Source organism: Pseudomonas sp. LPB0260 (genome assembly GCF_013388395.1).
Window position 1 is genome coordinate 1,163,623 of the sequence record NZ_CP058247.1, and the last position, 25,744, is coordinate 1,189,366.

At 68.2% G+C, this 25,744-nt stretch carries 26 protein-coding genes; 9 read left to right on the forward strand and 17 right to left on the reverse strand.

From position 1 onward, the window contains the following. Window positions 1–66 precede the first annotated feature (66 nt). Window positions 67–1,125 (reverse strand): PA0069 family radical SAM protein, encoded by a 1,059-nt coding sequence (locus LPB260_RS05000; protein ID WP_208707608.1) that lies wholly within the window; start codon window positions 1,123–1,125, stop codon window positions 67–69. A gap of 87 nt (window positions 1,126–1,212) precedes the next feature. Then, window positions 1,213–2,208 carry a bile acid:sodium symporter family protein gene (locus LPB260_RS05005; protein ID WP_208707609.1) on the reverse strand — a complete coding sequence of 332 codons (996 nt, stop codon included), beginning with the start codon at window positions 2,206–2,208 and terminating at the stop codon, window positions 1,213–1,215. 97 nt (window positions 2,209–2,305) lie between these two features. On the opposite strand from LPB260_RS05005, the gene LPB260_RS05010 reads away from it, so the two are divergent. Further along, complete coding sequence (locus LPB260_RS05010) at window positions 2,306–3,097, forward strand: helix-turn-helix domain-containing protein (protein ID WP_208707610.1); 792 nt, start codon at window positions 2,306–2,308, stop codon at window positions 3,095–3,097. A gap of 16 nt (window positions 3,098–3,113) precedes the next feature. Here the strand turns inward: LPB260_RS05010 and LPB260_RS05015 are convergent, their stop codons facing one another. Both LPB260_RS05015 and prlC read right to left on the reverse strand, forming a co-directional pair. Beyond that, on the reverse strand, window positions 3,114–3,386 hold the full coding sequence (locus tag LPB260_RS05015) for a YheV family putative zinc ribbon protein (protein ID WP_208707611.1): 273 nt from the start codon (window positions 3,384–3,386) through the stop codon (window positions 3,114–3,116). Between the two features lie 11 nt (window positions 3,387–3,397). Next, window positions 3,398–5,446 carry an oligopeptidase A gene (gene prlC / locus LPB260_RS05020; protein ID WP_208707612.1) on the reverse strand — a complete coding sequence of 683 codons (2,049 nt, stop codon included), beginning with the start codon at window positions 5,444–5,446 and terminating at the stop codon, window positions 3,398–3,400. Between the two features lie 136 nt (window positions 5,447–5,582). Between prlC and LPB260_RS05025 the strand changes: the two genes are divergently transcribed. Both LPB260_RS05025 and LPB260_RS05030 read left to right on the forward strand, forming a co-directional pair. Continuing rightward, window positions 5,583–6,128 carry a gamma carbonic anhydrase family protein gene (locus tag LPB260_RS05025; RefSeq protein WP_208707613.1) on the forward strand — a complete coding sequence of 182 codons (546 nt, stop codon included), beginning with the start codon at window positions 5,583–5,585 and terminating at the stop codon, window positions 6,126–6,128. A 23-nt stretch (window positions 6,129–6,151) separates the two neighbouring features. Next, window positions 6,152–6,799, forward strand: a complete 648-nt coding sequence (locus LPB260_RS05030; protein WP_208707614.1) for an HAD family hydrolase — start codon at window positions 6,152–6,154, stop codon at window positions 6,797–6,799. 25 nt (window positions 6,800–6,824) lie between these two features. Here LPB260_RS05030 and LPB260_RS05035 read toward each other — a convergent pair whose 3' ends face one another. Then, window positions 6,825–7,055, reverse strand: coding sequence for a DUF1161 domain-containing protein (locus LPB260_RS05035; protein ID WP_208707615.1), 231 nt, complete (start codon window positions 7,053–7,055; stop codon window positions 6,825–6,827). Window positions 7,056–7,085: 30 nt separating this feature from the next. Continuing rightward, window positions 7,086–8,195 (reverse strand): aminopeptidase, encoded by a 1,110-nt coding sequence (locus tag LPB260_RS05040; protein ID WP_208707616.1) that lies wholly within the window; start codon window positions 8,193–8,195, stop codon window positions 7,086–7,088. Window positions 8,196–8,280: 85 nt separating this feature from the next. Here LPB260_RS05040 and LPB260_RS05045 point away from each other — a divergent pair, with 85 nt between their 5' ends. After that, window positions 8,281–8,703, forward strand: coding sequence for a hypothetical protein (locus tag LPB260_RS05045; RefSeq protein ID WP_208710055.1), 423 nt, complete (start codon window positions 8,281–8,283; stop codon window positions 8,701–8,703). Between the two features lie 13 nt (window positions 8,704–8,716). On the opposite strand, the gene LPB260_RS05050 is transcribed toward LPB260_RS05045, so the two are convergent. The 3 genes from LPB260_RS05050 to LPB260_RS05060 form a co-directional block, all read right to left on the reverse strand. Further along, window positions 8,717–9,721, reverse strand: coding sequence for an LLM class flavin-dependent oxidoreductase (locus LPB260_RS05050; RefSeq protein WP_208707617.1), 1,005 nt, complete (start codon window positions 9,719–9,721; stop codon window positions 8,717–8,719). Window positions 9,722–9,919: 198 nt separating this feature from the next. Next, a complete protein-coding gene (locus LPB260_RS05055; RefSeq protein WP_208707618.1) occupies window positions 9,920–10,135 on the reverse strand; it encodes a dodecin in 216 nt (71 codons plus the stop codon). 87 nt (window positions 10,136–10,222) lie between these two features. Then, entirely contained in the window at window positions 10,223–11,110 is an 888-nt protein-coding gene (locus tag LPB260_RS05060; RefSeq protein ID WP_208707619.1) for a LysR family transcriptional regulator, read from the reverse strand. A gap of 106 nt (window positions 11,111–11,216) precedes the next feature. Between LPB260_RS05060 and trpB the strand changes: the two genes are divergently transcribed. After that, complete coding sequence (trpB, locus tag LPB260_RS05065; RefSeq protein ID WP_208707620.1) at window positions 11,217–12,428, forward strand: tryptophan synthase subunit beta; 1,212 nt, start codon at window positions 11,217–11,219, stop codon at window positions 12,426–12,428. Further along, window positions 12,425–13,234, forward strand: coding sequence for a tryptophan synthase subunit alpha (gene trpA / locus LPB260_RS05070; protein ID WP_208707621.1), 810 nt, complete (start codon window positions 12,425–12,427; stop codon window positions 13,232–13,234). The genes trpB and trpA overlap by 4 nt, the downstream gene beginning before the upstream one ends. Window positions 13,235–13,414: 180 nt before the next feature. Here trpA and LPB260_RS05075 read toward each other — a convergent pair whose 3' ends face one another. The 6 genes from LPB260_RS05075 to LPB260_RS05100 form a co-directional block, all read right to left on the reverse strand. Beyond that, entirely contained in the window at window positions 13,415–13,900 is a 486-nt protein-coding gene (locus LPB260_RS05075; protein WP_218281505.1) for a redoxin domain-containing protein, read from the reverse strand. Between the two features lie 95 nt (window positions 13,901–13,995). Then, window positions 13,996–14,580 carry a hypothetical protein gene (locus tag LPB260_RS05080; protein ID WP_208707622.1) on the reverse strand — a complete coding sequence of 195 codons (585 nt, stop codon included), beginning with the start codon at window positions 14,578–14,580 and terminating at the stop codon, window positions 13,996–13,998. Continuing rightward, on the reverse strand, window positions 14,577–15,827 hold the full coding sequence (locus LPB260_RS05085; RefSeq protein ID WP_208707623.1) for a peptidylprolyl isomerase: 1,251 nt from the start codon (window positions 15,825–15,827) through the stop codon (window positions 14,577–14,579). The genes LPB260_RS05080 and LPB260_RS05085 overlap by 4 nt, the downstream gene beginning before the upstream one ends. 1 nt (window position 15,828) lies before the next feature. Beyond that, on the reverse strand, window positions 15,829–16,818 hold the full coding sequence (locus LPB260_RS05090) for a phospholipase (protein ID WP_208707624.1): 990 nt from the start codon (window positions 16,816–16,818) through the stop codon (window positions 15,829–15,831). 166 nt (window positions 16,819–16,984) lie between these two features. Next, complete coding sequence (gene pbpG, locus LPB260_RS05095) at window positions 16,985–17,896, reverse strand: D-alanyl-D-alanine endopeptidase (RefSeq protein ID WP_208707625.1); 912 nt, start codon at window positions 17,894–17,896, stop codon at window positions 16,985–16,987. Between the two features lie 136 nt (window positions 17,897–18,032). Then, entirely contained in the window at window positions 18,033–18,953 is a 921-nt protein-coding gene (locus LPB260_RS05100) for a LysR substrate-binding domain-containing protein (RefSeq protein ID WP_208707626.1), read from the reverse strand. Between the two features lie 113 nt (window positions 18,954–19,066). On the opposite strand from LPB260_RS05100, the gene betC reads away from it, so the two are divergent. The 3 genes from betC to LPB260_RS05115 all read left to right on the forward strand — a co-directional run bounded on the left by betC (window position 19,067) and on the right by LPB260_RS05115 (window position 23,239). Continuing rightward, a complete protein-coding gene (gene betC, locus LPB260_RS05105) occupies window positions 19,067–20,575 on the forward strand; it encodes a choline-sulfatase (protein WP_208707627.1) in 1,509 nt (502 codons plus the stop codon). A gap of 78 nt (window positions 20,576–20,653) precedes the next feature. Beyond that, window positions 20,654–21,577, forward strand: coding sequence for a choline ABC transporter substrate-binding protein (gene choX, locus LPB260_RS05110; protein ID WP_208707628.1), 924 nt, complete (start codon window positions 20,654–20,656; stop codon window positions 21,575–21,577). 90 nt (window positions 21,578–21,667) lie between these two features. Further along, on the forward strand, window positions 21,668–23,239 hold the full coding sequence (locus LPB260_RS05115) for a SulP family inorganic anion transporter (protein ID WP_208707629.1): 1,572 nt from the start codon (window positions 21,668–21,670) through the stop codon (window positions 23,237–23,239). Window positions 23,240–23,886: 647 nt separating this feature from the next. On the opposite strand, the gene aroE is transcribed toward LPB260_RS05115, so the two are convergent. Beyond that, window positions 23,887–24,711 carry a shikimate dehydrogenase gene (gene aroE / locus LPB260_RS05120; protein WP_208707630.1) on the reverse strand — a complete coding sequence of 275 codons (825 nt, stop codon included), beginning with the start codon at window positions 24,709–24,711 and terminating at the stop codon, window positions 23,887–23,889. Continuing rightward, window positions 24,711–25,631: an oxygen-dependent coproporphyrinogen oxidase gene (gene hemF, locus LPB260_RS05125; protein ID WP_208707631.1), complete on the reverse strand. Its 921-nt coding sequence runs from the start codon at window positions 25,629–25,631 to the stop codon at window positions 24,711–24,713. The genes aroE and hemF overlap by 1 nt, the downstream gene beginning before the upstream one ends. Window positions 25,632–25,744: the final 113 nt, after the last annotated feature.

The window sequence follows — 25,744 nt, forward strand, 5'->3', positions numbered from 1 at the left end:
CGCAGCTCGTCAGCCTCATCCATTAATTTAAGCACATCCCTTCACCGGACCAATGCACCATGGCGTTCACAGCAGCGCCAGCTGTCCACCCGGCGGGCAGAAGCGCGAGCAGTCCAGGTCGAAGCCTTCGCGACCTTGCAGGCCGAGGCGCCTGCTGGCCACGGCGAAGCGTTGCGCCAGCAGCTGTGCGAATGCCCCCTCGCCGCGCATGCGCGCGCCGAAACGACTGTCGTACAGCTCGCCGCCGCGGCTCTGGCGCACCAGGCTCAGCACATGCTCGGCGCGCTGCGGGTAGTGCGCCTGCAACCACTCCGCGAACAGCGGCGCGACCTCGCGCGGCAGGCGCAGGAACATGTAGCTCGCGCGCTGCGCGCCGGCCTCCTTGGCCGCCTCGAGCAGGCGCTCGAGCTCCATGTCGTTGATCATCGGGATCATCGGCGCACAGAGCACCCCCACCGGTATGCCGTTGTCGCGCAGCACGCGGATCGCCCGCAGGCGAGCCGCCGGCGCCGCCGCGCGCGGCTCAAGGGTGCGCTTGAGCTGGTCATCCAGGGTGGTCAGGCTGATCATCACCGCCACCAGGCGCTGGCGCGCCAGCTCGATCAGCAGGTCGAGGTCACGCAGGATCAGCGAGCCCTTGGTGACGATGGTCAGCGGATGACGGTGATCCAGCAGCACCTGCAGGGTGCGCCGGGTCAGCTGTTGCTGGCGCTCGATCGGCTGGTAGGGGTCGGTGTTGGAACCCAGGTTGATCGGCGCGCAGACGTAGCCGGGCTTGGCCAGTTGCTGTTCGAGCAGGCTCGGCGCGTTGGTCTTGGCGATCAGCCGGGTCTCGAAATCCAGCCCCGGCGACAGGTCCCAGTAGGCATGGCTGGGCCGCGCGTAGCAGTAGATGCAACCATGCTCGCAGCCGCGGTAGGGGTTGATCGAGCGGTCGAAGGGCAGGTCCGGCGACTGGTTGCGGGTGATGATGCTCTTGGCCATCTCCACCCGCACCTCGGTGGCACGGCTGGGCGGCACTTCCTGCAGCCAGCCGTCGTCCTCGGCCACCGAGCGGCTCGGGGCGAAGCGATTGGCGGGGTTGCTGGCGGTGCCGCGGCCTCGCGGCGGCAGGGGAACGGACATGGCGCGACTCCGACGGAATACTGTACAAAAATACAGTTATTCAGTCGTTTCACCAAGTGTCCGTCGTCGCCGTCGCCCGCCAGCCGCTCAGGACGCCCGAGTCGCGCCCAGAGCCGCGTCGAGCGGCCGTTTGGCGTAACGCTGGGCCAGCACCGCACAGACCATCAGCTGGATCTGGTGGAACAGCATCAGCGGCAGGATCAGCAGGCCCAGCGGGCCGCCGGCGAACAGCACCTGGGCCATGGGAATGCCGGTGGCCAGGCTCTTTTTCGAACCGCAGAAGAGGATGGTGATACGGTCTTCCTGGTCGAAGCCCAGCCACCTGCCGAGCAGCTGGGTCAGCAACAGCATCAGCGCCAGCAGCACGACGCAGGCCAGCGCCAGGGCGAGCAGCTCAAGCGCTGCTACCTGCTGCCAGATGCCCGCCACCATCGCCTCGCTGAACGCGGCGTAGACCACCAGCAGGATCGAGCCCTGGTCGATGTACTTCAGCCAGTCCTTGTTGCGCCCGACCCAGGCGGCGATCCAGCGTCGGGCGACCTGCCCGGCGATAAAGGGCACCAGCAACTGCAGGGTGATCTTGCCGATGGCGTCCAGGGTCGAGCCACCGCCGCCCTGCACGTCGAGCAGCAGCGCCACCAGCAGCGGGGTAAGGAAGATGCCGAACAGGCTGGAGGCCGCCGCGCTGCAGATCGCCGCCGGGATATTGCCACGGGCCAGGGAGGTGAAGGCGATGGCCGACTGCACCGTGGCCGGCAGGGCGCAGAGGTAGAGCATGCCCAGGTACAGCTGCTCGCCGACCAGCGGCGACAGCAGCGGCTTGAGCGCCAGGCCGAGCAGCGGGAACAGCACGAAGGTGCAGGCGAACACCAGCAGGTGCAGGCGCCAGTGGGCGGCGCCGGCGACGATCGCCTCGCGCGACAGCTTGGCGCCATGCAGGAAGAACAGCAGGGCGATGGCGGCATTGGTCAGCCAGCCGAAGGCCACCGCCGCCTGGCCACTGACCGGCAGCAGGGAGGCGGCGGCGACCACCGCGATCAGGGTCAGGGTGAAGTTGTCGGGCAACAGGCGGGAACGGGCCATGGCGATGAGTCCGAAGCAGGAATACGGGGCTTGCCACGCTGGGCACGCCCACACTACCTTGGCCACTGGATGCCGACTAACGCCATCGGGGCAGATAATGTCGCCAAACGGACAACCTCCACTGCCCGAACGGCAGATTCCCGCACTGCACCAGCTGCCACGGCCGCTCTACGCGCGCAACGAATCCCTGCCGCGCCAGGTCGGCACCGCCTGGCACAGCCACCCCTGGGTCCAGTTGTCCTATGCCATCGAAGGGGTGCTGCACGTGCACACCAGCGCCGGCAGCTTCGTCGCCCCACCGCAGCGGGCGATCTGGGTGCCCGCCGGTCTGGAGCACGGGGTGATCAGCTCGGCCAATACCGAGATGCGCAGCCTGTACCTGGACACCACCGTCACCGCCTGGGCACCAGAGCAGTGCCGGGTGCTGGAAATCGACCGGCTGACCCGCGAGCTGATCAACCGCTTCTGCGCCGGCCCGGTGGAATACGACGAACTGGGCGCGGACGGCCGTCTGGCCCAGGTGCTGCTGGATCAGCTGCGCGGCGCCGCGGAAGTCGGCCTGTCCCTGCCGCTGCCGCGCGACCCGCGCCTGCAGCCCATGTGCCGCCAGCTGCAGGCGCAGCCGGACGATGGCCGCAGTCTCGGCCAGTGGAGCGCCGAGCTGGCGCTGTCGGAGAAGACCCTGAGCCGCCTGCTGCTGCGCGACACCGGGCTGACCTTTCGCGCCTGGCGCCAGCGCCTGCGCCTGCTCGCGGCGCTGACCCCGCTGGAGCGGGGCCAGCGGGTCACCGACGTGGCCCTGGCCAGCGGCTACGACTCCACCTCGGCCTTTATCGCCGCCTTCCGCCAGCAGTTCGGCCGCACCCCCGGCGAATTCTTTCGCGACTAGCGGCGCGGCCGGGCGGCTAGTCCTTGGGCTTGTTCAGCTTGGGGTTGGGGAAGAACTGCACGGCCTTGACCTTGGGATCGGCGGCCTTGGGTTTCAGCGCGCTGACGTTGACCCGGGTCGGCAGTTCCTTGGGCACCGAGTTGCCGCGCTCGTCCAGGGTGTCGGCGTAGCCGCAGCTGACGCACTCGCGGTGCGGCACGCCGTCCTCGTCCCACATCTTGATGGTGTCCATCTCGCTGCAGGCCGGGCATACCGCACCGGCGATAAAACGTTTGGTGGAGATGCTCATGGTCGATCCGCTTACGCGGCCTCCTGGCTCAGGCCGAGGTGACGGAGCAGGGCGTCGATGCGCGGCTCGCGGCCGCGGAAGTCGACGAACAGCACCATGGGTTCCTCGGAGCCGCCGCGGGCGAGGATCGCCTCGCGGAACGCGCGGCCGGTGTCGCCGTTGAACACGCCCTCTTCCTCGAAGCGCGAGAAGGCGTCGGCCGACAGCACCTCGGCCCACTTGTAGCTGTAGTAACCGGCCGCGTAGCCACCGGCGAAGATGTGCGCGAAGCCGTTGGCGAAACGGTTGTAGGCCGGCGGACGCAGCACCGAGACCTCGTCGCGCACGCCCTCGAGCACCTGCAGCACGCTGCGGCCGTCGCCGTGGTGGGCGTGCAGCTCGAAGTCGAACAGCGAGAACTCCAGCTGGCGCACCATCATCAGCCCGGACTGGAAGTTCTTCGCCGCCAGCATCTTGTCCAGCAGGTCCCGGGGCAACGGCTCGCCGCTTTCGTAATGGCCGGAGATCAGCGCCAGGCCTTCCGGCTCCCAGCACCAGTTCTCCATGAACTGGCTGGGCAGCTCGACCGCGTCCCAGGCCACGCCGTTGATGCCCGAGGCACCGGCCTGCTCGACGCGGGTCAGCAGGTGGTGCAGGCCGTGGCCGAACTCGTGGAACAGGGTGGTGACCTCGTCGTGGGTCAGCAGCGCCGGCTTGCCGGGCGCGGCCGGGGTGAAGTTGCACACCAGGTTGGCCACCGGGCTGATCAGCTCGCCGCTGGCGCCGCGGCGCTTGTCGCGGGCGCCGTCCATCCAGGCGCCGCCGCGCTTGTGGGCGCGGGCGTAGAGGTCGAAGAAGAAGCGCCCGACGTGCACGCCGTTCTCCTTGATCTCGAACAGGCGCACGTCCGGGTGCCAGGTGTCGAAGCCGGAGAGCTCCTCGATCTGGATGCCGTAGAGCTTCTCGACGATGGCGAACAGGCCGCCGAGCACCTTGTCGATGGGGAAGTAGGGCCGCAGGATTTCCTGGGAAATGCTGTAGCGCTGCTCGCGCAGCTTCTCGGCGTAGTAGCCGACGTCCCAGCTCTGCAGGTCCGCGCAGCCCTGCTCGGCAGCGAAGGCGCGCAGCTCGTCCAGGTCCTGGGCGGCGAAGGGCTTGCTGCGCACGGCCAGGTCGCGCAGGAAGCTCAGCACCTGCTCGCTGGACTCGGCCATCTTGGTCGCCAGGCTCAGCTCGGCGTAGTTGGCGAAGCCGAGCAGCCGGGCCAGTTCCTGGCGCAGGTCGAGAATCTCCTGCATCACCGGGCCGTTGTCGTGCTCGCCGGCGTTCGGCCCCTGGTCGGAGGCGCGGGTGCAGTAGGCGGCATACAGCTCTTCGCGCAGCGCGCGGTCGTCGGCGTAGGTCATCACCGCGTAGTAGCTGGGGAACTCCAGGCTGATCAGCCAGCCGTCCAGGCCCTTGGCCTCGGCCGCCTGTTGCATCTGCGCCTTGGCCGACTCGGTCAGGCCGGCCAGCTGGGCCTCCTCGGTGACGTGCTTGGTCCAGGCCTGGGTGGCATCCAGCAGCTGGTTGGAGAAGCGGCTGCCGAGCTCGGCGAGCTTGCTCTGGATGGCGCCGAAGCGCTGCTTGTCGGCCTCCGCCAGGTCGATGCCGGACAGGTGGAAGTCGCGCAGCGCGTGCTTGAGGATGGTCTGCTGGGCCACCTCGAACCGGGCGGCGGCGGGGCTGTCGGCCAGGGCCTGGTAGGCCTGGTACAGCGCGCGGTTGTGGCCCAGTTCGGTCCAGTATTCCGACAGCTTGGGCAGGCAGGCCTCGTAGGCCTGGCGCAGTTCGGCGCTGTTGCACACCGCATTGAGGTGGCTGACCGGGCCCCAGGCGCGCCCCAGGCGCGCATGCAGCTCATCGAGCGCCAGCACCAGGCCGTCCCAGCTCGGTGTGCCAGACTGTTGCTTGAGCAGCTCGGCGATGGCCGCGCGACTGTCGGCGAGGATGGCATCTATCGCCGGCTCGACGTGCTCGGGACGGATGGCGGAATAGGGTGGCAGGTCGAAGTCTTGCAGCAGGGGGTTGTTCGCAGTCACGACTGAGTCACCTGTAACCAAGAGGAATTCATGCTGTGCCCGGCGCTGGCAAAAAGCCTGCAAAGCCGGGTTTCAGCGGATTTGCCGGCTATCTTAATTACAATCACCGCTCACCGCAGCTCAAGAGGTTTCTATCGTGGCGATTCGCAGTTACCAACAGTTCACCCCGCAACTCGGCGAGCGGGTGTTCGTCGACGCCTCCGCCGTGATCCTCGGCGACGTGGAGATCGGCGACGACAGCTCGGTCTGGCCGCTGGTGGTGATCCGCGGCGACATGCACAGCATCCGCATCGGCGAGCGCTCCAGCGTGCAGGATGGCAGCGTGCTGCACATCACCCACGCCGGGCCGTTCAACCCCGGCGGCTATCCGCTGAACATCGGCGACGACGTGACCGTCGGCCACAAGGTCACCCTGCACGGCTGCAGCGTCGGCAACCGGGTGCTGATCGGCATGGGCAGCATCGTCATGGACGGCGTGGTGATCGAGGACGAGGTGGTGCTCGGCGCCGGCAGCCTGGTGCCGCCAGGCAAGCGCCTGCAGAGCGGCTACCTGTACGTCGGCAGCCCGGCTAGGCAGGCCCGCCCGCTGACCGAGCAGGAACGCAGCTACTTCCGCTACAGCGCCGACAACTACGTGCGCCTGAAAGACCAGCACCTGATGGAAGGCTTTTCCTCCAACTGATCCCGCCCCGCACAAGGTTGTCCATGCACTACCAGAACCTCCTGTTCGACCTCGACGGCACCCTGACCGACCCGCGCGAGGGCATCACCCGTTCGGTGCAGCACGCCCTGGCGCGGCTGGGCATCGACGAGCCTGATCTGGCCAGCCTGGAGCACTTTATCGGCCCGCCGCTGCTGCAGTGCTTTATGCACAGCTATAACCTGGATGAGGCCACGGCCTGGCAGGCGGTCGGCCATTACCGCGAACGTTTCAGCGAGGTCGGCCTGTACGAGAACCGCGTGTTCGACGGCGTCGACGCCCTGCTCACGGCCCTGGCCGCACAGGATCGTCGCCTGTATATCGCCACCAGCAAGCCGACCCTGTTCGCCGAGCGGATCGCCGCGCACTTCGGCTTCGCCCGGCACTTCCAGGCGATCCATGGCAGCGAACTGGACGGCACGCGCACCGACAAGGCCGAACTGATCGGCCATCTGCTGCGGGTGGAGGACCTGAACCCGGCGGCCACGCTGATGATCGGCGACCGCAAGCACGACCTGATCGGCGCGCGGCGCAACGGCCTGGACGCGGCGGCGGTGGGTTATGGCTTCGGCAGCGCCGAGGAACTGCAGGCCGAGGCGCCGACCTACCACTTCGCCACCCTGGACGAACTGCGCCGGGCCTTCGCGGCCTAGGTGCCGTCGCTTTGGCTGGCCGGGCTCAGCCGTTCTTCTGGTAGATGATCTTCCTGGTGCCGTTGTCGCAGCTGCCGACCACCATGCTCGGGTCGTGCACCTCGTCGTTGGTCACGATCTCCAGGGTGTAGCTGGCCACCCCGGCGGCCTGGATCTTCACCTCGATCTCCTGCTTCAGCTCCTCGCAGGGCTTGGGCGCCGCCCAGCTGGCCGCGCTCAGCAGGCCGAGCAGCAAGACCACGATGCATCTGTTCATGGCACGGCACCTCTCTCGTTCGGACGATTCCTAGGGTTGGACCGCCGGCGCCGACGACCGGTTCTGTCCGGCGGCCGCCAGGGCCTGCAGCGCCTCGCTGCGTTTTTCTGGCGACAACTCGCCAAGCAGGGCGACGCGCCTGTAGAACGCCGGCCAGTCGCCGCCGACTTCGCCGAACAAGCGGGCGAAGGCCGGCACCCAGCGATCATAGAGGCCGAACGGCAGCAGCTTGGCGTTGTTCAGTGGCCCCTCGATCCAGGCATCGTAGCGGCCCACGCCGCCCCACTGGCGCTCGCGCAGCGTCCGGTAGTCGCGGCGCAGGCGTTCGAACTCGGCCTGCTTGGCGGTGCGCATGGCCGGCGCCGGCAGATCCCTGGCATACAGGGCGCGCAGGCGCTCGCGACTGGCCAGCACCAGTTCGGTGAACTGCGCGCGCTGCTGCTCCGATTGCGCATTCACCGCGGCCAGCCCCCGCGCCGCACGCCACTGACGCAGGCCCTCGTACTCGACGAAGCTGGCGAAGGACTCGTTGAACGCGGTGTCGTCGGCCACGTACAGCTGCTGGTGGGCCAGCTCATGGAAGATCACCGCCACCAGGCGCTCGTCGCTCCAGGCCAGCATGGTGTTGAGCAGCGGGTCGTCGAACCAGCCCAGGGTCGAATAGGCCTCGACGCCACCGATATAGGTGTCCAAGCCCTGATGGCGCAGCAGCGCCGCGGCCCCGCGGGCGCGGCCCTGGCGGTAGTAGCCGCGGTAAGCGACGCAACCGGCGACGGGAAAACAGTGCAACTCGGGCTCGACCGAGAACTCGGCGGTGGCGAACAGGTTCCACAGCACATAGGGCCGCTGCACATCGGCATACAGGCGATAGCTCCGATTGTCCGGCAGGCCCAGCGCGGCACTGGCGAAACGGCGCGCCTGCAGCGCCAGGGCCAGGCGCTCGCGCAGCGCCGCGGCGGTGGCGGGGTCGGCCAGCAGGGCCTCGACGGGCTGGCGCGCGCGCAACAGCTCGAGCTGGCCGCGGGCCAGCTGGGCGTAATAGTCCAGGGTGCTGCAGCCGCCCAGAAGCAACGCCGCCAGCAGCGGAACCCAGCGCCAGGCGGACGAGTCGATAAGGAAGAGGGCAGAGGCGCGCGTCATGCCGTCACGCTAGCGCATCGGCGCCACTGCCTCCAGTTCGGGATCGGCGTAGGCTGGTTCCATGACCCCCTTTTCGGAGAACCCCATGCGTCGCTTCGCCCTGATCGCCAGCCTGTCCCTGCTCGGTGCCTGCGCCTCACCGCTGCCGCCCCACGACCCGGGGCAGGCCTGGGTCGAGCTGTACAGCCCGGCCAGCGACCTGTTGATGGCCGACGAGCTGGACGGCAAGCGTCTCCGCGACGGCCGCTACTTCCAGGTATCGCCGGGCGCCCACGAGCTGATCAGCCGCTTCCAGTTCGATGTACCGGGTGGCGGTAACGGCTCCGACATGATGTCCGAGCCGATCCAGCGCACCTGCGAGATCCGCGTGCGCTACGCCGACTTCGCCGCCGGCAAGCGCTACCGCCTGGAGGCGCGCTCCATCATGTACAACGCCCAGGCCTGGTTGTACGACGACCAGCGCAACGTGCTGGCCCGTGGCCGGGTGCTGCGCTGCGGCACCTTCTAGCCGGTAAGGCGCGCTATGCGGCCTGGCGCAGTTCGGCCAGCAGTTCGAAGGAGCGCAGGCGATCATCGAAGTCGTAGAGGTCGCCGGTGAAGATCAGCTCGTCGGCGCCGGTCTGTTCCAGCAGCACCTCCAGCCGGGCTCGCACCTTCTGCGGGCCGCCGATCACCGCCAGGCCGAGGAAGTCGCCCACCGCCTGCTTTTCATGGGGCAGCCAGAGGCCATCCATGCTCGCCACCGGCGGGCGCTGCACCAGGCTCTGGCCACGCAACAGCGCAAGCACGCGCTGGTAGGCCGAGGTCGCCAGGTACTCCGCCCGCTCGTCGCTGTCGGCGGCCACCAGGGGCACGCCGAGCATCACATAGGGCCGCTCGAGCACCGCCGAGGCCTTGAAACTGTTGCGATAGACGCGAATGGCCTCGTGCAGGTAGCGCGGCGCGAAGTGCGAGGCGAAGGCGTAGGGTAGGCCCATCTCGCCGGCCAGCTGGGCGCTGAACAGGCTGGAGCCGAGCAGCCAGAGCGGCACCTGGGTGCCGCTGCCGGGCATGGCGATCACTCGCTGGTCCGCCGAGCGCGGGCCCAGGTAGCGCTGCAGCTCGGCGACATCCGCGGGGAAATCGTCGGCGCTGCCGGAGCGCTCGCGGCGCAGGGCCCGGGCGGTGAACTGGTCGGCGCCCGGAGCTCGACCCAGGCCCAGCTCGATGCGCCCCGGATAGAGGGTGGCAAGGGTGCCGAACTGTTCGGCGATCACCAGCGGCGCATGGTTGGGCAGCATCACCCCGCCCGAGCCGAGGCGGATGCTGCTGGTGCCGGCGGCCAGGTAGCCGAGCAGCACCGCGGTGGCCGAACTGGCGATGCCGTCCATGTTGTGATGCTCAGCGACCCAGAAGCGGCTGAAGCCAAGGCGCTCGGCGTGCTGGGCCAGCTTCAGCGAGTTGCCCAGGGCCTGGGCAGGATCGCCGTCGTCGCGGATCGGTGCGAGGTCGAGAATGGAAATCCTGGTCTGTGCTAGTACGCTCATCGGCCCGCCTGGTCGTAGACACCTGCTGATCGGCGCCGGGGCGGCGCCAATACCCGAGTGTAATAGTGGGGCTTGATGACGAAATTCCAAGGGCAGGCGACCAGTCGAGCGCTTGCCGCCGAGCGGCTGCGTTCGCCGCCGCAGGCTTCGGGGCCCTCGGTGGGCCCACTCCGCGCCTCGCCCGACCAGGCAGAAAACTCAACTATCGGCGATGCGGAAACCGACCTTGAGGGTCACCTGATAGTGACCGACCTTGCCATTGTCGATGTGGCCGCGGGTTTCCACCACCTCGAACCACTCCAGATTGCGAATGGACTTGGCGCACTCGGCCAGGGCGTTGTTGATCGCCTCGTCGGAACTGATGGGCGACGAGCCGACTATCTCGATCTTCTTGTAGGTGTGATGGTTCGACATGGCGATTCCTCCTCTGCGCGATAGTTAAACGCTAGACGAGAAGTGCCGGCCGTGCGGTGCGGATTCGGCAGTGGCAGGCTGCAGCGCTCACCCACCCAGCTCGCCACGCAACCACTCGGCCAGCTGCCGTGCGCGCCCATCCAGCTGCCGCGCCGGCACCCACAAGGCCAGCCGTGCCGGCGTCTCGACGAAGCCCCAGGGCGCGACCAGGCGGCCGCTGGCCAGGTCGTCGGCCACCAGCTGCTGCGGGGCGATGGCCACGCCCAGGCCGGCGGCGGCCGCCTCCAGCAGGTAGTAGAGGTGCTCGAAGCCCTGGCCCAGTTTCAGCGCGGTCGAATCCAGGCCGCTGCTGGCCGCCCAGCTCGGCCAGGCCTGGGGCCGCGAGCTGGTGTGCAGCAGTGGCTCGTTCAGCAGCGCCGCCGGCGATGCCTGGCGCAGCTCGGCGAAGCGCCCGTAATGCGGACTGAGCACCGGGCCGATGCGCTCGGCGGCCAGTTCGAACACCTGCATGTCCGCCGGCCAGGGCGGCTCGGCGAACAGCAGGGTGGCATCGACGCCGGCACGGCGCGGGTCCAGCTCGCCCTCGCTGGCCGACAGCTGCAGGCGCAGCTCCGGCAACTCGCGCTGCAGGCGATCCAAACGCGGAATGAACCAGCGTGCCAGCAGGCTGCCGGGGCAGGCGAGGACGAAGGGCGCCTCGGCCCGCCCCTGCTGCAGCTCGGCGCACACCGCGCGCAGGCGGGCGAACGCCTCGCCGCTGGCATCGCGCAGGCGCAGCCCGGCATCCGTGAGTTTTAGGCCGCGCCCTTCCTTGACGAACAGCGCCAACCCCAGGTGTTCTTCCAGCGCCCGGATCTGCCGGCTGACCGCACCGTGGGTTACATGCAGCTCGTCCGCCGCCAGGCTGACGCTCTGCAGGCGCGCCGCCGCTTCGAAGGCGCGTAGGGCATTGAGTGGGGGAAGCTCCTGACTCATATGTGAGATTTCCTGACATGTCCAGGCGATCTTATCGCTTTTATGATCGGTCCCACAGCCTTATCCTCTGCCCATCGCCCATTCGCACGCTCCCCAGGAGAACGCCATGACCTCTTTGACCACCGGCCCCGACGCCAACGGCCTGTTCGGCTCGTTCGGCGGCCAGTACGTCGCCGAAACCCTGATGCCGCTGATCCACGAACTGGCCGCCGAGTACGAGAAGGCCAAGCAGGACCCGTCATTCGCCGAGGAACTGGCCTACTTCCAGCGCGACTACGTCGGCCGGCCCAGTCCGTTGTACTTCGCCGAGCGCCTGACCGAGCACTGCGGCGGGGCGAAGATCTATCTCAAGCGCGAAGAGCTGAACCACACCGGCGCGCACAAGATCAACAACTGCATCGGCCAGATTCTCCTGGCCCGGCGCATGGGCAAGAAACGCATCATCGCCGAGACCGGCGCCGGCATGCACGGCGTGGCCACCGCCACCGTGGCCGCGCGCTTCGGCCTGGAATGCGTGATCTACATGGGCACCACCGATATCGATCGGCAGCAGGCCAACGTGTTTCGCATGAAGCTGCTCGGCGCCACCGTCATTCCAGTCGTCGCCGGCACCGGCACCCTCAAGGATGCGATGAACGAGGCCCTGCGCGACTGGGTGACCAACGTCGACAGCACCTTCTACCTGATCGGCACCGTGGCCGGCCCACACCCCTACCCGGCCATGGTGCGCGACTTCCAGGCGGTGATAGGCAAGGAGACCCGCGACCAGCTGCAGGCCCAGGAAGGCCGCCTGCCCGATTCCCTGGTTGCCTGTATCGGCGGCGGCTCCAACGCCATGGGCCTGTTCCACCCCTTCCTCGATGATGCCAGCGTGAAGATAGTCGGCGTCGAAGCGGCCGGTTACGGCATCGAAACCGGCAAGCATGCCGCCAGCCTGAACGGCGGGGTACCGGGCGTGCTGCACGGCAACCGCACCTTCCTGCTGCAGGACGACGACGGCCAGATCATCGACGCCCACTCGATCTCCGCCGGCCTCGATTACCCCGGCATCGGCCCGGAGCACGCCTGGTTGCATGACATCGGCCGCGTCGAATACACCTCGGTGACCGACGACGAGGCCCTGGCCGCCTTCCACCAGTGCTGCCGCCTGGAGGGCATCATCCCGGCCCTGGAAAGCGCCCACGCCCTGGCCGAAGTGTTCAAGCGCGCGCCCTCGCTGCCCAAGGATCACCTGATGGTGGTCAACCTGTCCGGCCGTGGCGACAAGGACATGCAGACCGTGATGCACCATATGAGCGAACAGGAGAAGCACGCATGAGCCGCCTGCAGAGCCGCTTTGCCGAGCTGAAACAGCAGAACCGCGCCGCCCTGGTGACCTTCGTCACCGCCGGCGATCCGAACTACGACGCCTCCCTGGCGATCCTCAAGGGCCTGCCGGGTGCCGGCGCCGATGTGATCGAACTGGGCATGCCCTTCACCGACCCCATGGCCGATGGTCCGGCGATTCAGCTGGCCAATATTCGCGCCCTGGCGGCCAAGCAGAACCTGAGCAAGACCCTGCAGATGGTCCGTGAATTCCGCGAAGGCGAGCAGAACACGCCGCTGGTGCTGATGGGCTACTTCAACCCCATTCACAAGTACGGCGTCCAGCGCTTTATCGCCGATGCCAAGGACGCGGGCGTCGATGGCCTGATCGTGGTGGACCTGCCGCCTGAGCATAACGCCGACCTCTGCGACCCGGCCCAGGCTGCCGGCCTGGACTTTATCCGCCTGACCACCCCGACCACCGACGATGCGCGCCTGCCTATAGTGCTGGGTGGCAGTTCGGGCTTCGTCTACTACGTCTCGGTGGCGGGCGTCACCGGCGCCGGTTCGGCCACCCTGGAGCACGTGCAGCAAGCGGTGGCGCGGCTGCGCCGGCATACCGAGCTGCCGATCAGCATCGGCTTCGGCATCCGCACCCCCGAGCACGCGGCGACCATCGCCCGCCTGGCCGACGGCGTGGTGGTCGGCTCGGCACTGATCGACCAGATCGCCAACGCCCAGGACGACAAGCAGGCGGTGGACGGCGTACTCGACCTGTGCCGCCAGCTGGCCGAAGGGGTACGCGGCGCGCGGGGCTAAGACACGCCGACAGGCACAAGAAAGCCGCTGCTTCCCTTGGGAGGCAGCGGCTTTTTCATGTCGGCCGTTCTGTTGCTGGGCAAGCAAGCGTTGTCCACCCTACCCAGCCATCGCGTTCGCCGAGGCTGGCAACTCGCCCAACGCTTTCCCGCGAACGCCACCCGGCTCGCGCCTGCCGATCTAGCTGGGCTCAGCAGCCTCGGCCAGCAACATGGCGATCTCCGCGCCGAGTGCCAGGTCGCTGACCTTGCCGAAATGCTGCTGGCGGATGTAGCCCTCTGCATCGATCAGAACCAGCGTGGGCGTGCCCTGCATCGCATAGTCGCGCATGGTGCATGGCACCGATCCCTGCGGGTCCGGCAAGTCGACGGCGACCGGAAAGTTGATGCGGTATTCGTGCAGGAAGGCAGCCAGGGAAGTCGGGGTCATGGCCTGGTGGTGCTCAAATACCGTATGCAGGCCGATCACGGCCACCTGCTCCGGGGAGAAGGTGGCGTGCACCCGCTGCGCCTGGGGCAGGCCTTCGCTCACGCAGCCCGGACAGAGCATCTGGAAGGCTTCCAGAACGATTACCTTGCCGCGCAGGCCCGCCACGCTCGGCGCCTGCTGAGTATTGAACCAGCGCTGCACCTGCCACTCGGGTGCAGGCATAAGTGAGTGGGTCATGGCGGACTCCCGTACAGGCGACAACAAGAGGGGACAGCTGTAGGTATAGACCTGCGCGCCGGCACCAGCCGCGTCCGCCCCATCCACAGGGCAGACTAGGGCACGCCCTGCAGCAGTTCCGGCGCCTCGCGCTGCAGTTTGCGCTGGAGCATCTCCAGCTGTTCCAGGGCGGCGCGGGCCTCGTCCAGCTCGGCGGCATTGCGCTCGCCCGACTGCGCCGCCTGCTCGATGCGCTCGCGGATGGCCGGGATCTGTTGCACGCCGCCGACGTAGGCCTGGATCTGCGCGCGGCTGTGCTGGTCTTCGAAGGCCTGGTACTGCGCCGGATCGGCCAGCACCGCCGGCGATGGCGTGGGGCGCGGTTCGAGCTCGCCCAGGGCCGGGCTGCGCGGGTCGCCGCGTTCGAGCATGAGCTGCATCAGCAGCTGGGCCTCCAGCGGATCGAGGCCGGGCGGAAGCGGCGCCTCGGCAGGCGGCTGCTCCGCGGCGGCGCTGACTGTCGCGGGCGCCTTGGCGGCAGCGGGCGCCGCCACGACAGGCGCCGGCGGGACGAGCTCGGGCGTTTGCACGGCCTGGGCCGGCGCGGGCTGGCGAACCGGCGCCGCCCCTGGCGCCAACCAGAGGGTCAGGGCCACGGCGCCGGCACAGCCGAGCAGCGCCGCACCCAGCCAGCGCTTCACAGGCCTTCCACCCGGGCCTCGTCCAGCAATGCCTGCAGACGCGCCTGGAACTGCGCGGCCAGCTGCTGCTTGGCCACCGCCTGGTTGACCTCGTAGCGCACGCTGGGGTCGCTCAGGGGCAGCTGGCGATCCTCACGTGCACGCACCTGGACGATCTCGAAGGCGCCGTCGATCAGCATCGGTTGGGACAGGGTGCCGGCCTTCTGCAGCAGGGCGGTCTTGCGCAGGAAGTCCAGCTGGCCGTCCTGCGGGCGGATCAGGCCGAGATCGCCGGCTGGCTCACGGTCCTTGTCAGCGGCCAGGGAGTAGCGGCGCACCGCCTCGTCGAAGGCCAGGCCGGCCTGCAGTTCGGCGTAGACCCGGTCGGCGCTGGCCTGGTCGGCCAGGCGGATGTGCGCGGCCTGCACCTCGGCGACGTTGCGGTATTGCCCCAGGTGGCGGCGGTAGTAGGCCTCGGCCTCGGCATCGCTGACCTGGCGCGCCAGCTGCTTGAGGCTCTCGGTTTCGTGGTGGAAGTCGTTGTGCAGGCCGATCTGGTGCAGGTACTGGTGACGGATCAGCTTGTCGCGCACCAGCTGTCGCAGGCCCTCGCGCTCGGCCACGTCGAAGCCCTGCCCGGCCAGCTGGTACCAGAGGTAGTCGCGCAGCACATGCTGACGCACCTGCTCGGCCAGGTAGGCGAGGTTGCCCTGCTGCAATTCCACTCGGCCCTGGACATTGTCGCCCTGGTACAGCGCCAGCAGGTCGAGGCGCCGCTCCGGCTGGCCGGGGAACTGCCAGGCGATCAGCGCCACCTCGGCCGCCTGCGCCTGCTGCGCCGCGCTCAGTTGCAGGCTGTCGAGCACCACGCCCTGCTGCGCGGGCGCCAGCACCTGGCGCAGCTGCCCGGCACTCAGTGGTTGCGGCTGGCGCAGGAAGGGCCGCACGTCATGCTCGAAGCGGCGGCCATGGACCTGCTCGATCAGGTTGGCCGCCTCGACCTCGACCAGGCCATCCAGCTCGGTGCGGTAGTTCGGCAGCAGCTCGGCCTCGACCACGCGGGCCAGCAGGCGATTCTCCACCAGGCCGCGGCGCAGCTGCGCCGGGTCGGTGTTGAACTTGATCCGGGTCAGGGCCCGTTCGAGCAGCTCGATGCTCTTGCCCGGCAGGCGTTCACCGTCGACGCGCAGATCCTGCGCGGCCAGGGCCGGCAGGCCAATGCCCGCCAGCCCCAGCACGATCAGGGCACGGCTCAGGAAAGCCGCCACCTCAGAGCCCGCCCTGGCCGTAGAAGCTGTTCGCCCCCTTGGTCAGCACGTTGACGGTCAACGCGATGGACTCCGGAATCAGCGACTTGGCCACGCGCAGACGCGTGGCGTAGCTGGTGTCGTAGAGCGGCTCGGGATGCTGGTAGGCGACCTGGGCGGTCTGCGTCAGCAGGTCGCGCAACGGCTTCTGCGGATCGTAGCGGCCGACCAGGTTGGCCACCGCCGCCGGGTCGTTGAGGCGCTCGCGGAAGTAATGGTCGTCGACCCAGCCTTCCCAGCCGGAGTGGCCGTTGCCCGAGGTGACCCAGGCGTGGTGCGGCTGGGCCACGTCGCCGGTGGCGTGCAGCGAATAGCCGATGGTCTGCAGCGAGGGCGCGGTCTTGAACTGGTCGAACCAGTACTTGGCCAGGTTGTCGATCGGCTGGAAGGCGGCGGTCTGGAAGTCGCCGTAGTGCTCCTGCCAGTTCGAGCGGCTGCCCTGGCGGTAATGCGCCTCGGTGCTGTCGAAGTCGCTCTTCTTCAGCTCGCGGTTGTACAGGTAGACCATGGCGTACCAGTCGACGTCGCCGCTCCAGCTGCCGTCCACCTTGCGGTAGCGGTAGTCGTAGCCGCCATGGTCGTTGCCGTGGCTGTCGCCCTGGCGGGCCATGTTGATGAAGTGCCAGTAGGAGGTGTAGTTGACGATGGAAGCGGCGGCGCCGCCCACCGGGGCGTGCTCGTAGCCGATCCACCAGCCGCCGAGGCGGGTGTCCTTGAAGTCGTCGACATCGTAGGCGGCCTGGCCGAGGATCTCGCCGGCGCGGGCTTCGCTGCCGGCGGCGCCGACATAGAACTGGTAGGCGCGGCGCATCTCGGCGCTGGCCGAACCTGAGTTCATGAACGCCAGGGCATCCTTGACGATGTTCTTGTGGGTGGGTTGCGACCAGGCGGCCGCCTGACCGGCGCAGCAGGCCAGGCCTAGACCAAGGGCCAGGGTGGAGATCGTTTTCATGGGCAGGGCGCTCTTTTGTTGTTGGAGTCGAGCATTGCTAACCGGCGCCGATGGCAAAACCATGACAACGCCGGACTCCAACTAAAGCGCAGTCGCTATTGGCCCATCTACCCAACTAAGGTTGGGACGGTCTAGACCAGACGGGCTTGTCGACCAACGGGCGGGGTTACTGCGCCACCTGCAGACGGCGCTCCGCCTGCTTCTGCTTGCGGTAGCTGAGCGCCGCCGCCGGCACCGGCGATACCCGGCCGGTTTCCAACCATTTCTTCAGGCGGTTGGCGTCGGCCATATGGGTGTACTTGCCGAAGGCATCGAGCACCACGAAGGCCACCGGGCGCTTGGCCATGACGGTGCGCATCACCAGGCAGTGGCCGGCCTTGTTGGTGAAGCCGGTCTTGCTCAACTGCACGCTCCAGTCGGCCTTGCGCACCAGGGCGTTGGTATTGCGAAAGCCCAGGCTGTAGGCGGGCTTGCGAAAGGCCACGGTCTTCTCCGTGGTGGTACTGAGCTCGCCGATCAGCGGGTACTCCAGGCTGGCCTTGAGCAGGCGCACCAGGTCCCGGGCGCTGGAGACGTTGCGCTCGGACAGGCCGGTGGGCTCGACGAAGCGGCTGCTGCTCATGCCCAGGGCCCTGGCCTTGGCGTTCATCGCCGCGATGAAGGCCGCGTAGCCGCCCGGGTAATGGTGCGCCAGGCTGGTGGCGGCGCGGTTCTCCGATGACATCAGGGTCAGCAGCAGCATGTTGGCTCGGCTGATCTCACTGCCGATGCGTACCCGCGAGTACACCCCTTTCATGTGCGGGTTGTCGCGGATGGTGACTGACAGGACCTCGTCCATGGGCAGCTTGGCATCCAGGCTGACCATGGCCGTCATCAGCTTGGTCACCGAGGCGATCGGCACCACCAGATCGGGGTGGCTGGAATACAGCACCTCGTCGGTCTTCAGGTCGACCAGCAGGGCGCTGCCGGCGGCGAGTTCCTGTTGGCGGGGGAGTTTCTGCGCGGCAAGGCTGTTCGATGCAACTACAACGCAGCTGCAGATCAGCAGCAGGCTTACTATCGAATGACGGATTTTCACGAATGGCTTCACTGGGTTGAATGGAGGACGGCGAAACCCCGGGTTTCGCCCCAGCAAGTATAGGGAATCCCTCCGCCGCCTTGGAGGATCGGCCCACCTTCCGTCGCCTCGATGCACGCCAGCGACGCCCGCCTGATCAGCCGGGCCGACCCTCGCTGGCCAGCTCCGCCTGCAGCCAGTCGACGAACAGCGCGGTCAGGCGCTGGCGCCGCTTGCGTTCGGGCAGCACCACGTAATAGCCGAACTCGGTATGGGCCACTTCGCTGCACACGCGGCACAGCAGGTTCTGCTCGAGCAGCTCGTCGACCAGGTGGCGCCAGCCGATGGCCACGCCCTGGCCGGCGATGGCCGCCTGGATCAGCAGGGTGTAGTTGTCGAAGCGCAGGCTGCCGGGGTTCGGCGCCTCGGCGATGGCCAGGGCGCGAAACAGGCCGTTCCAGTCCAACCAGCGCGAGCGGCTGTCCGGGCGCAGGTGCAGCAGCGGCAACTGCGCCAGGGCCGCGGGCGGCAAGGGCGGCGGGCGCTCGCGCAGCAGCTGCGGGCTGCACACCGCAAAGGCTTCCTCGGCGAACAGCAGGTGGCACTCGCCATGCTTGAAGCGGCCGTCACCGAAGGCGATGGCCACGTCGATCTCCGGGGGCAGCACGCCGAGGTCGCGATTGGTGGTGATCAGGCTGACGTCCAGCTCCGGGTAGCGCTGGTTGAAACGGTGCAGGCGCGGCATCAGCCAGTAGGCGGCGACGGCGAAGTCGGTGGCCACCTGCAGCACCTCGTGCTGCGGCTGGGCGGTGACCGCCGCCAGGCCGTCATCCAGGCTCTGCAGGCCATCGCGCACATGGCGCAGCAGCAGCTCGCCGGCCTCGGTAAGGACGATGCCGCGGTAGACCCGGTCGAACAGGCGGGTCGCCAGCTGCTGCTCGAGGCGCTTGATCTGCTGGCTGATCGCCGGCTGGCTGCTGCCCAGCTCGCTGGCCGCCGCGGTGAAGCTCAGGTGGCGCGCGGCGGACTCGAACACCAGCAGCGCGTCCAGGGACAGCCCATCGAAGTGTTTAAACATAAGCAGAGCTTATCCGAGTCATGTATTCCCAGCGGGTTTACCCGCTAGCCTTGAGGCGTGATGATCGAACCAGCAATTTCGCATAAATCCCTCATATGGAATACAGGCTCGCCATGAAACGTCCGAACATCCTCTTCATCATGGCCGACCAGATGGCCGCGCCGATCCTGCCGCTGCACGATGCCGCCTCGCCGATCAAGCTGCCCAACCTGATGGCCCTGGCCGCCGAAGGCGTGCTGTTCGATTCCGCCTACTGCAACAGCCCGCTGTGCGCGCCGTCGCGCTTCACCCTGGTCAGCGGCCAGTTGCCCAGCAAGATCGGCGCCTACGACAACGCCGCCGACTTCCCCGGCGACGTGCCGACCTATGCCCACTACCTGCGCCGCCAGGGCTACCGCACCGCGCTGTCGGGCAAGATGCACTTCTGCGGTCCGGACCAGCTGCACGGCTACGAGGAACGCCTGACCAGCGACATCTACCCGGCCGACTACGGCTGGGCGGTGAACTGGGACGCGCCGGAGGAGCGCCTGAGCTGGTACCACAACATGTCCTCGGTGCTGCAGGCCGGCCCGTGCGTGCGCACCAACCAGCTGGACTTCGACGAGGAGGTGGTGTTCAAGGCCCAGCAGTACCTCTACGACCACGTGCGCAGCAACGCCGACCAGCCGTTCTGCCTGACGGTGTCGATGACCCACCCCCACGACCCCTACACCATCCCCGAGGAGTTCTGGAACCTGTACCGCGACGAGGACATCCCGCTGCCCAGCCAGACCATCGACCAGGCCGAACAGGACCCGCACTCGCAGCGCATCCTCAAGGTCATCGACCTGTGGGGCAAGCAGATGCCCGAGCAGAAGATCAAGGATGCCCGCCGCGCCTACTTCGGCGCCTGCAGCTATATCGACGCGAACATCGGCAAGCTGCTGAAGACCCTCAAGGACTGCGACCTGGCCGACGACACCATCATCGTCTTCTCCGGCGACCACGGCGACATGCTTGGCGAGCGTGGCCTCTGGTACAAGATGCACTGGTTCGAGATGTCGGCCCGGGTGCCGATGCTGGTGCACGCCCCCAAGCGCTTCGCCGCGCGGCGGGTGAGCCAGTCGGTATCGACCATGGACCTGCTGCCGACCCTGGTGGAACTGACCGGCGGCAGCCTCGAACCGGGCCTGGCCCTGGACGGCCGCTCGCTGCTGCCCCACCTGCAGGGCGAGGGCGGGCACGACGAGGTGCTCGGCGAGTACATGGCCGAGGGCAGCATCGGCCCGCTGATGATGATCCGCCGCGGCGAGTGGAAGTTCGTCTACTCCGAGGTGGACCCGCTGCTGCTGTTCAACGTCGCCAACGATCCCCAGGAGCGCGAGAATCTGGCGCAGTCGCCCGACCACCAGGAGCTGCTCGACGCCTTCGTCGAAGAAGCGCGCGCGCGCTGGGATGTTCCGGCGATCCACCAGGCCACCCTGGCCAGCCAGCGCCGCCGGCGCCTGGTCGCCGAAGCCCTGACCCACGGCAAGTTGAAGAGCTGGGACCACCAGCCGATGGTCGACGCCAGCCAGCAGTACATGCGCAACCACATCGACCTGGACGACCTGGAGCGGCGCGCCCGCTATCCCCAGCCCTGAGTCATTGGCCCAGCCGGGGGCGGCAAGAGCCGCTCCCGGGTTCTGACGACACGAACAGCGAACATGCGGAGAAGAACCATGAAGAAGACCACCACCCTGGCCGGCGCCCTGCTCCTGGCCAGCGCCGCCCTGCAGGTCCAGGCCGAAGACGCCAAGTGCGCCACGGTGAAGCTCGGCGACCCGGGCTGGAGCGATATCGCGGTGACCAACGGCATCGCCAGCTTCCTGCTCGAGGGCCTCGGCTACAAGGCGCAGAGCCAGACCCTGGCGGTGCCGATCATCTTCGCCGGCCTGCAGAAGGGCCAGGTCGACGCCTTCCTCGGCAACTGGATGCCGGCCCAGCAGAGCAACTACGACAAGTTCGTCGCCAGTGGCGAGGTGGCCAAGCTGGCGCAGAACCTGGACGGCACCGAGTACACCCTGGCCGTGCCGAGCTACGCCTACGAGGCCGGCGTGAAGACCTTCGCCGACCTGGACAAGCACGCCGAGAAGTTCGGCCACAAGCTCTACGGCATCGCCTCCGGCTCGCCGGCCAACGAGTCGATCCGCCAGATGATCGAAGCCGACGAATTCGGCCTGGGCGACTGGAAGCTGGTGGAATCCAGCGAGCAGGCCATGCTGGTGCAAGTCGGCCGGGCGGTGAAGCGCAACGAGTTCGTGGTGTTTCTCGGCTGGACCCCGCACCCGATGAACGTCAACTACGAGATGCAGTACCTGCGCGGCGGCGAGAAGTACTTCGGCGAGAGCGGCAGCGTCAACACCCTGGCCCGCAAGGACTACGCCAGCCAGTGCCCGAACGTCGGCAAGCTGCTGAGCAACCTCGCCTTCACCCAGGAGATGGAGAACAGCATCATGAACCAGGTGCTGAGCAAGCAGGCGAGCAACGCCGAGGCCATCAAGGCCTGGCTCAAGGCCAACCCGGCGGTGCTCGACGGCTGGCTGCAAGGGGTGACCACCCGCGACGGCGGCGACGCGCTGGCCGCGGTGCAGGCGCGCCTCTAAAGCGCTCGGTAGACTTGGCGTAGGGTAGGCTTCGGCCTACCCTTGTCGCACGTGGTGGGCCGCAGCCCACCCTCGCAAAGAACCACACCCATGCCGTTACCCAGCCGCCAGACCCTGCTGCCCTTCCTCAGATGGCTGCCCAACACCAGCCGCCGCAGCCTCGGCAACGACCTGCTGGTCGGCCTCAGCGGCGCCATCCTGGCCCTGCCACAGTCCATCGCCTACGCCCTGATCGCCGGCCTGCCGGCCGAATACGGCCTGTACGCGGCCATCGTGCCGGTGATCATCGCCTGCCTGTGGGGCTCGTCCTGGCACCTGATCTGCGGGCCGACCGCGGCGATCTCCATCGTCATCTTCACCAGCGTCAGCCCCTTCGCCGCCCCGGGCAGCGAGGAGTTCATCGCCCGGGTGCTGCTGCTGACCTTCGTCGCCGGGCTGTTCCAGTGGCTGCTCGGCCTGCTGCGCTTCGGCGCCCTGGTCAACTTCGTCTCCCATTCGGTGGTGCTCGGCTTCACCCTCGGCGCCGCAGTGGTGATCGCCCTGGGCCAGCTGCCCAACCTGCTGGGCATCGAGGTGCCGGGCCAGAGCACGGCCCTGGCCACCCTGCTCAACCTCGGCGAACACCTGCTCGACAGCGACTGGCGGGCCCTGGCCCTGGCCCTGTTCACCCTCGGCGTCAGCCTGCTGATCCGCCGGCTGTGGCCGCGGGCGCCGGCCCTGCTGCTGGGCCTGGTGGCCGGCAGCCTGCTGGTGCTGCTGCTGCCGCAGCGGCTGACCGCCGGCATCGCCCTGGTCAGCGCCTTCGAGGGCAGCCTGCCACCATTCAGCCCGCTGCGCCTGGAGCTCTCCAGCCTGCTGCAGCTGCTGCCGGCGGCGGTGGCCTGCGGCATGCTCGGCCTGGTCACCAGCCTGTCGATCGCCCGCGCCCTGGCCGGCAAGTCCCAGCAGTTCCTCGATGCCAACCAGGAGGTACGTGCCCAGGGCCTGTCCAACCTGGTCGGCCCCTGGTTCAGCGGCTACCTGTCGGCCGGCTCCTTCACCCGCTCGGCGCTGAACCTGCAGGCCGGCGCCCGCTCGCCCCTGGCCGGGGTGTGCTCGGCGCTGCTGGTGGCGCTGTTCGCCTTTTTCGGTGCGCGGCTGATCGCGCTGATCCCGCTGCCGTGCATGGCCGCCGGCATCCTGCTGATCTGCTGGGGACTGATCGACGTCGCCGGGGTGCGCGCGCTTTACCGGGTCAGCCGCGCCGAGTTCCTGGTGATGGCCCTGACCCTGCTGGCGACCCTGCTGCTGGAGCTGCAGACGGCGATCTACGCCGGAGTGCTGGCCTCGCTGTTCTTCTACCTCAAGCGCACCTCGCAGCCGCGGGTGAAGATGTGGCAGGAGGACGAGGAGGAACTGCTGCGGGTCGAGGGCTCGATCTTCTTCGGCGCCTGCCACTACCTGCAGCAGCTGCTACAGCGCACCCGAAAAGGGCGCGTGGTCATCGACGCCCACCACGTCAACTTCATCGACTATGCCGGGGTGGAGATGCTCCATCAGGAGGCGCGCCGCCTAAAGGCGCAGAACCGCTTCCTGATCATGCGCCGGGCGCGGCCCCAGGTGATCGAGGAAATCCACAAGCTGGAAGGCGCCGAGCGCTGCCCGGTGCTGTTCGAGGACTAAAGCGTAGGGTGCGCCATGGCACCAGAGCCGGCGCCAGCCCTGCCACCCGTACCACTGCTTCGGTGCGCGGGGCGCACCCTACGGAGTAAGGCCAGCGGCCGCACGGTGCCGCGCGCGGCCCCAGGTGATCGAGGAAATCCACAAGCAGGAAGAGGCCGAGCGCTGCCCGGTGCGCGTCGAGGACTAAGTCGTAGGGTGCGCCATGCGCACCAGACCGACGCCAGCCCTGCCAACCGTACCACCGCTTCGGTGCGCGCGGCGCACCCTACGGAGTCAGGCCAGCGGCCGCACGGTGCCGCGCGTGGCCCCAGGTGATCGAGAAAATCCACAAGCTGGAAGAGGCCAAGCACTGCCCGGTGCGCGTCGAGGACTAAGTCGTAGGGTGCGCCATGCGCACCAGAGCCGGCGCCAGCCCGGGCGCCCGTACCACCGCTTCGGTGCGCGCGGCGCACCCTACGGAATCGACCCAACGTCCACACGGTGCCGCGCGTGGCCCCAGGTGATCGAGGAAATCCACAAGCTGGAAGAGGCCAGCACTGCCCGGTGCGCGTCGAGCGCTAAGGCGTAGGGTGCGCCATGCGCACCAGAACCGGCGCCAGCCCTGTCACCGGTACCACCACTTCGGTGCGCGGGGCGCACCCTACGATTCAGGCTAGCTGCAGCTGGCGACGCAGCTCGGCGAGCACCGGCGCGCTGTCCGGGCGCACGCCGCGCCACAGGCAGAAGGCCTCGGCGGCCTGTTCCACCAGCATGCCCAGGCCATCCAGGGTCCGCGCGGCGCCGTGCTCGGCGGCCCAGCGGTTGAAGGCGGTGGCCTGCCTAGCGTACATCATGTCGTAGCAAAGCGTATGGCCGGGGGCGATCAGGCTCGGCGCGATCGGCGGCAACTCGCCGGCCAGGCTGGCCGAGGTGCCGTTGATGATCAGGTCGACCGGCGCGTCGAGCCAGTCGAAGCCGCTGGCCACCAGCGGTCCCAGGTCGGCGAACTCGCTGGCCAGTTGCTCGGCCTTGGCCACCGTGCGGTTGGCGATCACCAGCACCGCCGGCTGCTGCGCCAGCAGCGGCTCGAGCACGCCGCGCACCGCGCCGCCGGCGCCGAGCAAGAGGATGCGCTTGCCGCGCAGTTCGCAGCCGGCGTTGACGGTCAGGTCGCGCACCAGCCCGGCGCCGTCGGTGTTGTCGCCGAGCAGACTGCCGTCGTCGCGCTTCATCAGGGTGTTGACCGCACCGGCCCGGCGCGCCCGGTCGCTCAGCGCGTCGGCCAGCTGGAACGCCTGCTCCTTGAACGGCACCGTGACGTTGGCGCCCCTGCCTTCGACGAAGAAGGCCCGGGCGAAGCCGGCGAAGTCGTCCAGCGGCGCCAGCAGCGCCTCGTAGCTCAGCTGCTGGCCGGTCTGGGCGGCGAACAGACGGTGGATCAGCGGCGACTTGCTGTGGCCGATGGGGTTGCCGAATACACCGTAGCGGTCCATCAGCTCGCTCCCAGCTGCAGCCAGTCGCGGTCCTGCAGGAAGTACGCGGTCAGGCGTTCCTCCTCGCTGCCCGGCTCGGCCTTCCAGTCATAGCCCCAGCGCACCTGGGGCGGCAGCGACATGAGAATCGACTCGGTGCGCCCGCCCGACTGCAGGCCGAACAGGGTGCCGCGGTCGTAGACCAGATTGAACTCGACGTAGCGGCCACGGCGGAACGCCTGGAACTCGCGCTGGCGTTGGCTAAAGGGGGTGCTCTTGCGCCGCTGCACGATCGGCAGGTAGGCCTCCAGATAGGCATCGCCGATGGCGCGCATAAAGGCGAAGCTGGTGTCGAAGTCCCATTCGTTCAGGTCATCGAAGAACAACCCGCCGATACCTCGCGGTTCGTCGCGGTGCTTGATGTGGAAGTAACGGTCGCACCAGGCCTTGTAACGCGGGTAGACACCCTCGCCGAAGGGCGCGCAGGCGGCCTGGGCGACCCGGTGCCAGTGCACGCAGTCTTCCTCGTTGGCGTAGTAGGGGGTCAGGTCGAAGCCGCCGCCGAACCACCAGACCGCCTCCTCGCCCTCTTTCTCGGCGATGAAGAAGCGCACGTTGGCGTGGGAGGTGGGGATATGCGGATTGTGCGGATGGATCACCAGGGACACGCCGAGCGCCTCGAAGCCGCGCCCGGCCAGCTCCGGGCGATGGGCGCTGGCCGAGGGCGGCAGGCCGCTGCCGTAGACGTGGGAGAAGTTCACCCCGCCCTTCTCGATCAGCGCGCCGTTCTCCAGCACCCGCGTGCGGCCACCGCCGCCAGCGGGGCGCTGCCAGGCGTCCTCGATGAAGTCGGCGCTGCCGTCTTCGGCTTGCAGGGCTGCGCAGATACGGTCTTGCAGGTCGAGCAGATAGGCCTTCACGGCCTCAGTACGGTCACTCACGGCGGCACCTTGAAAAACGAGTCAGGCCGGCAACGCGCGGCGCTGTCGGCGAAATCGGCGGGCAGCATAGCATTTGCCACCGGGGCCCCGCAGTTGACGCCGGTCAATAGGGA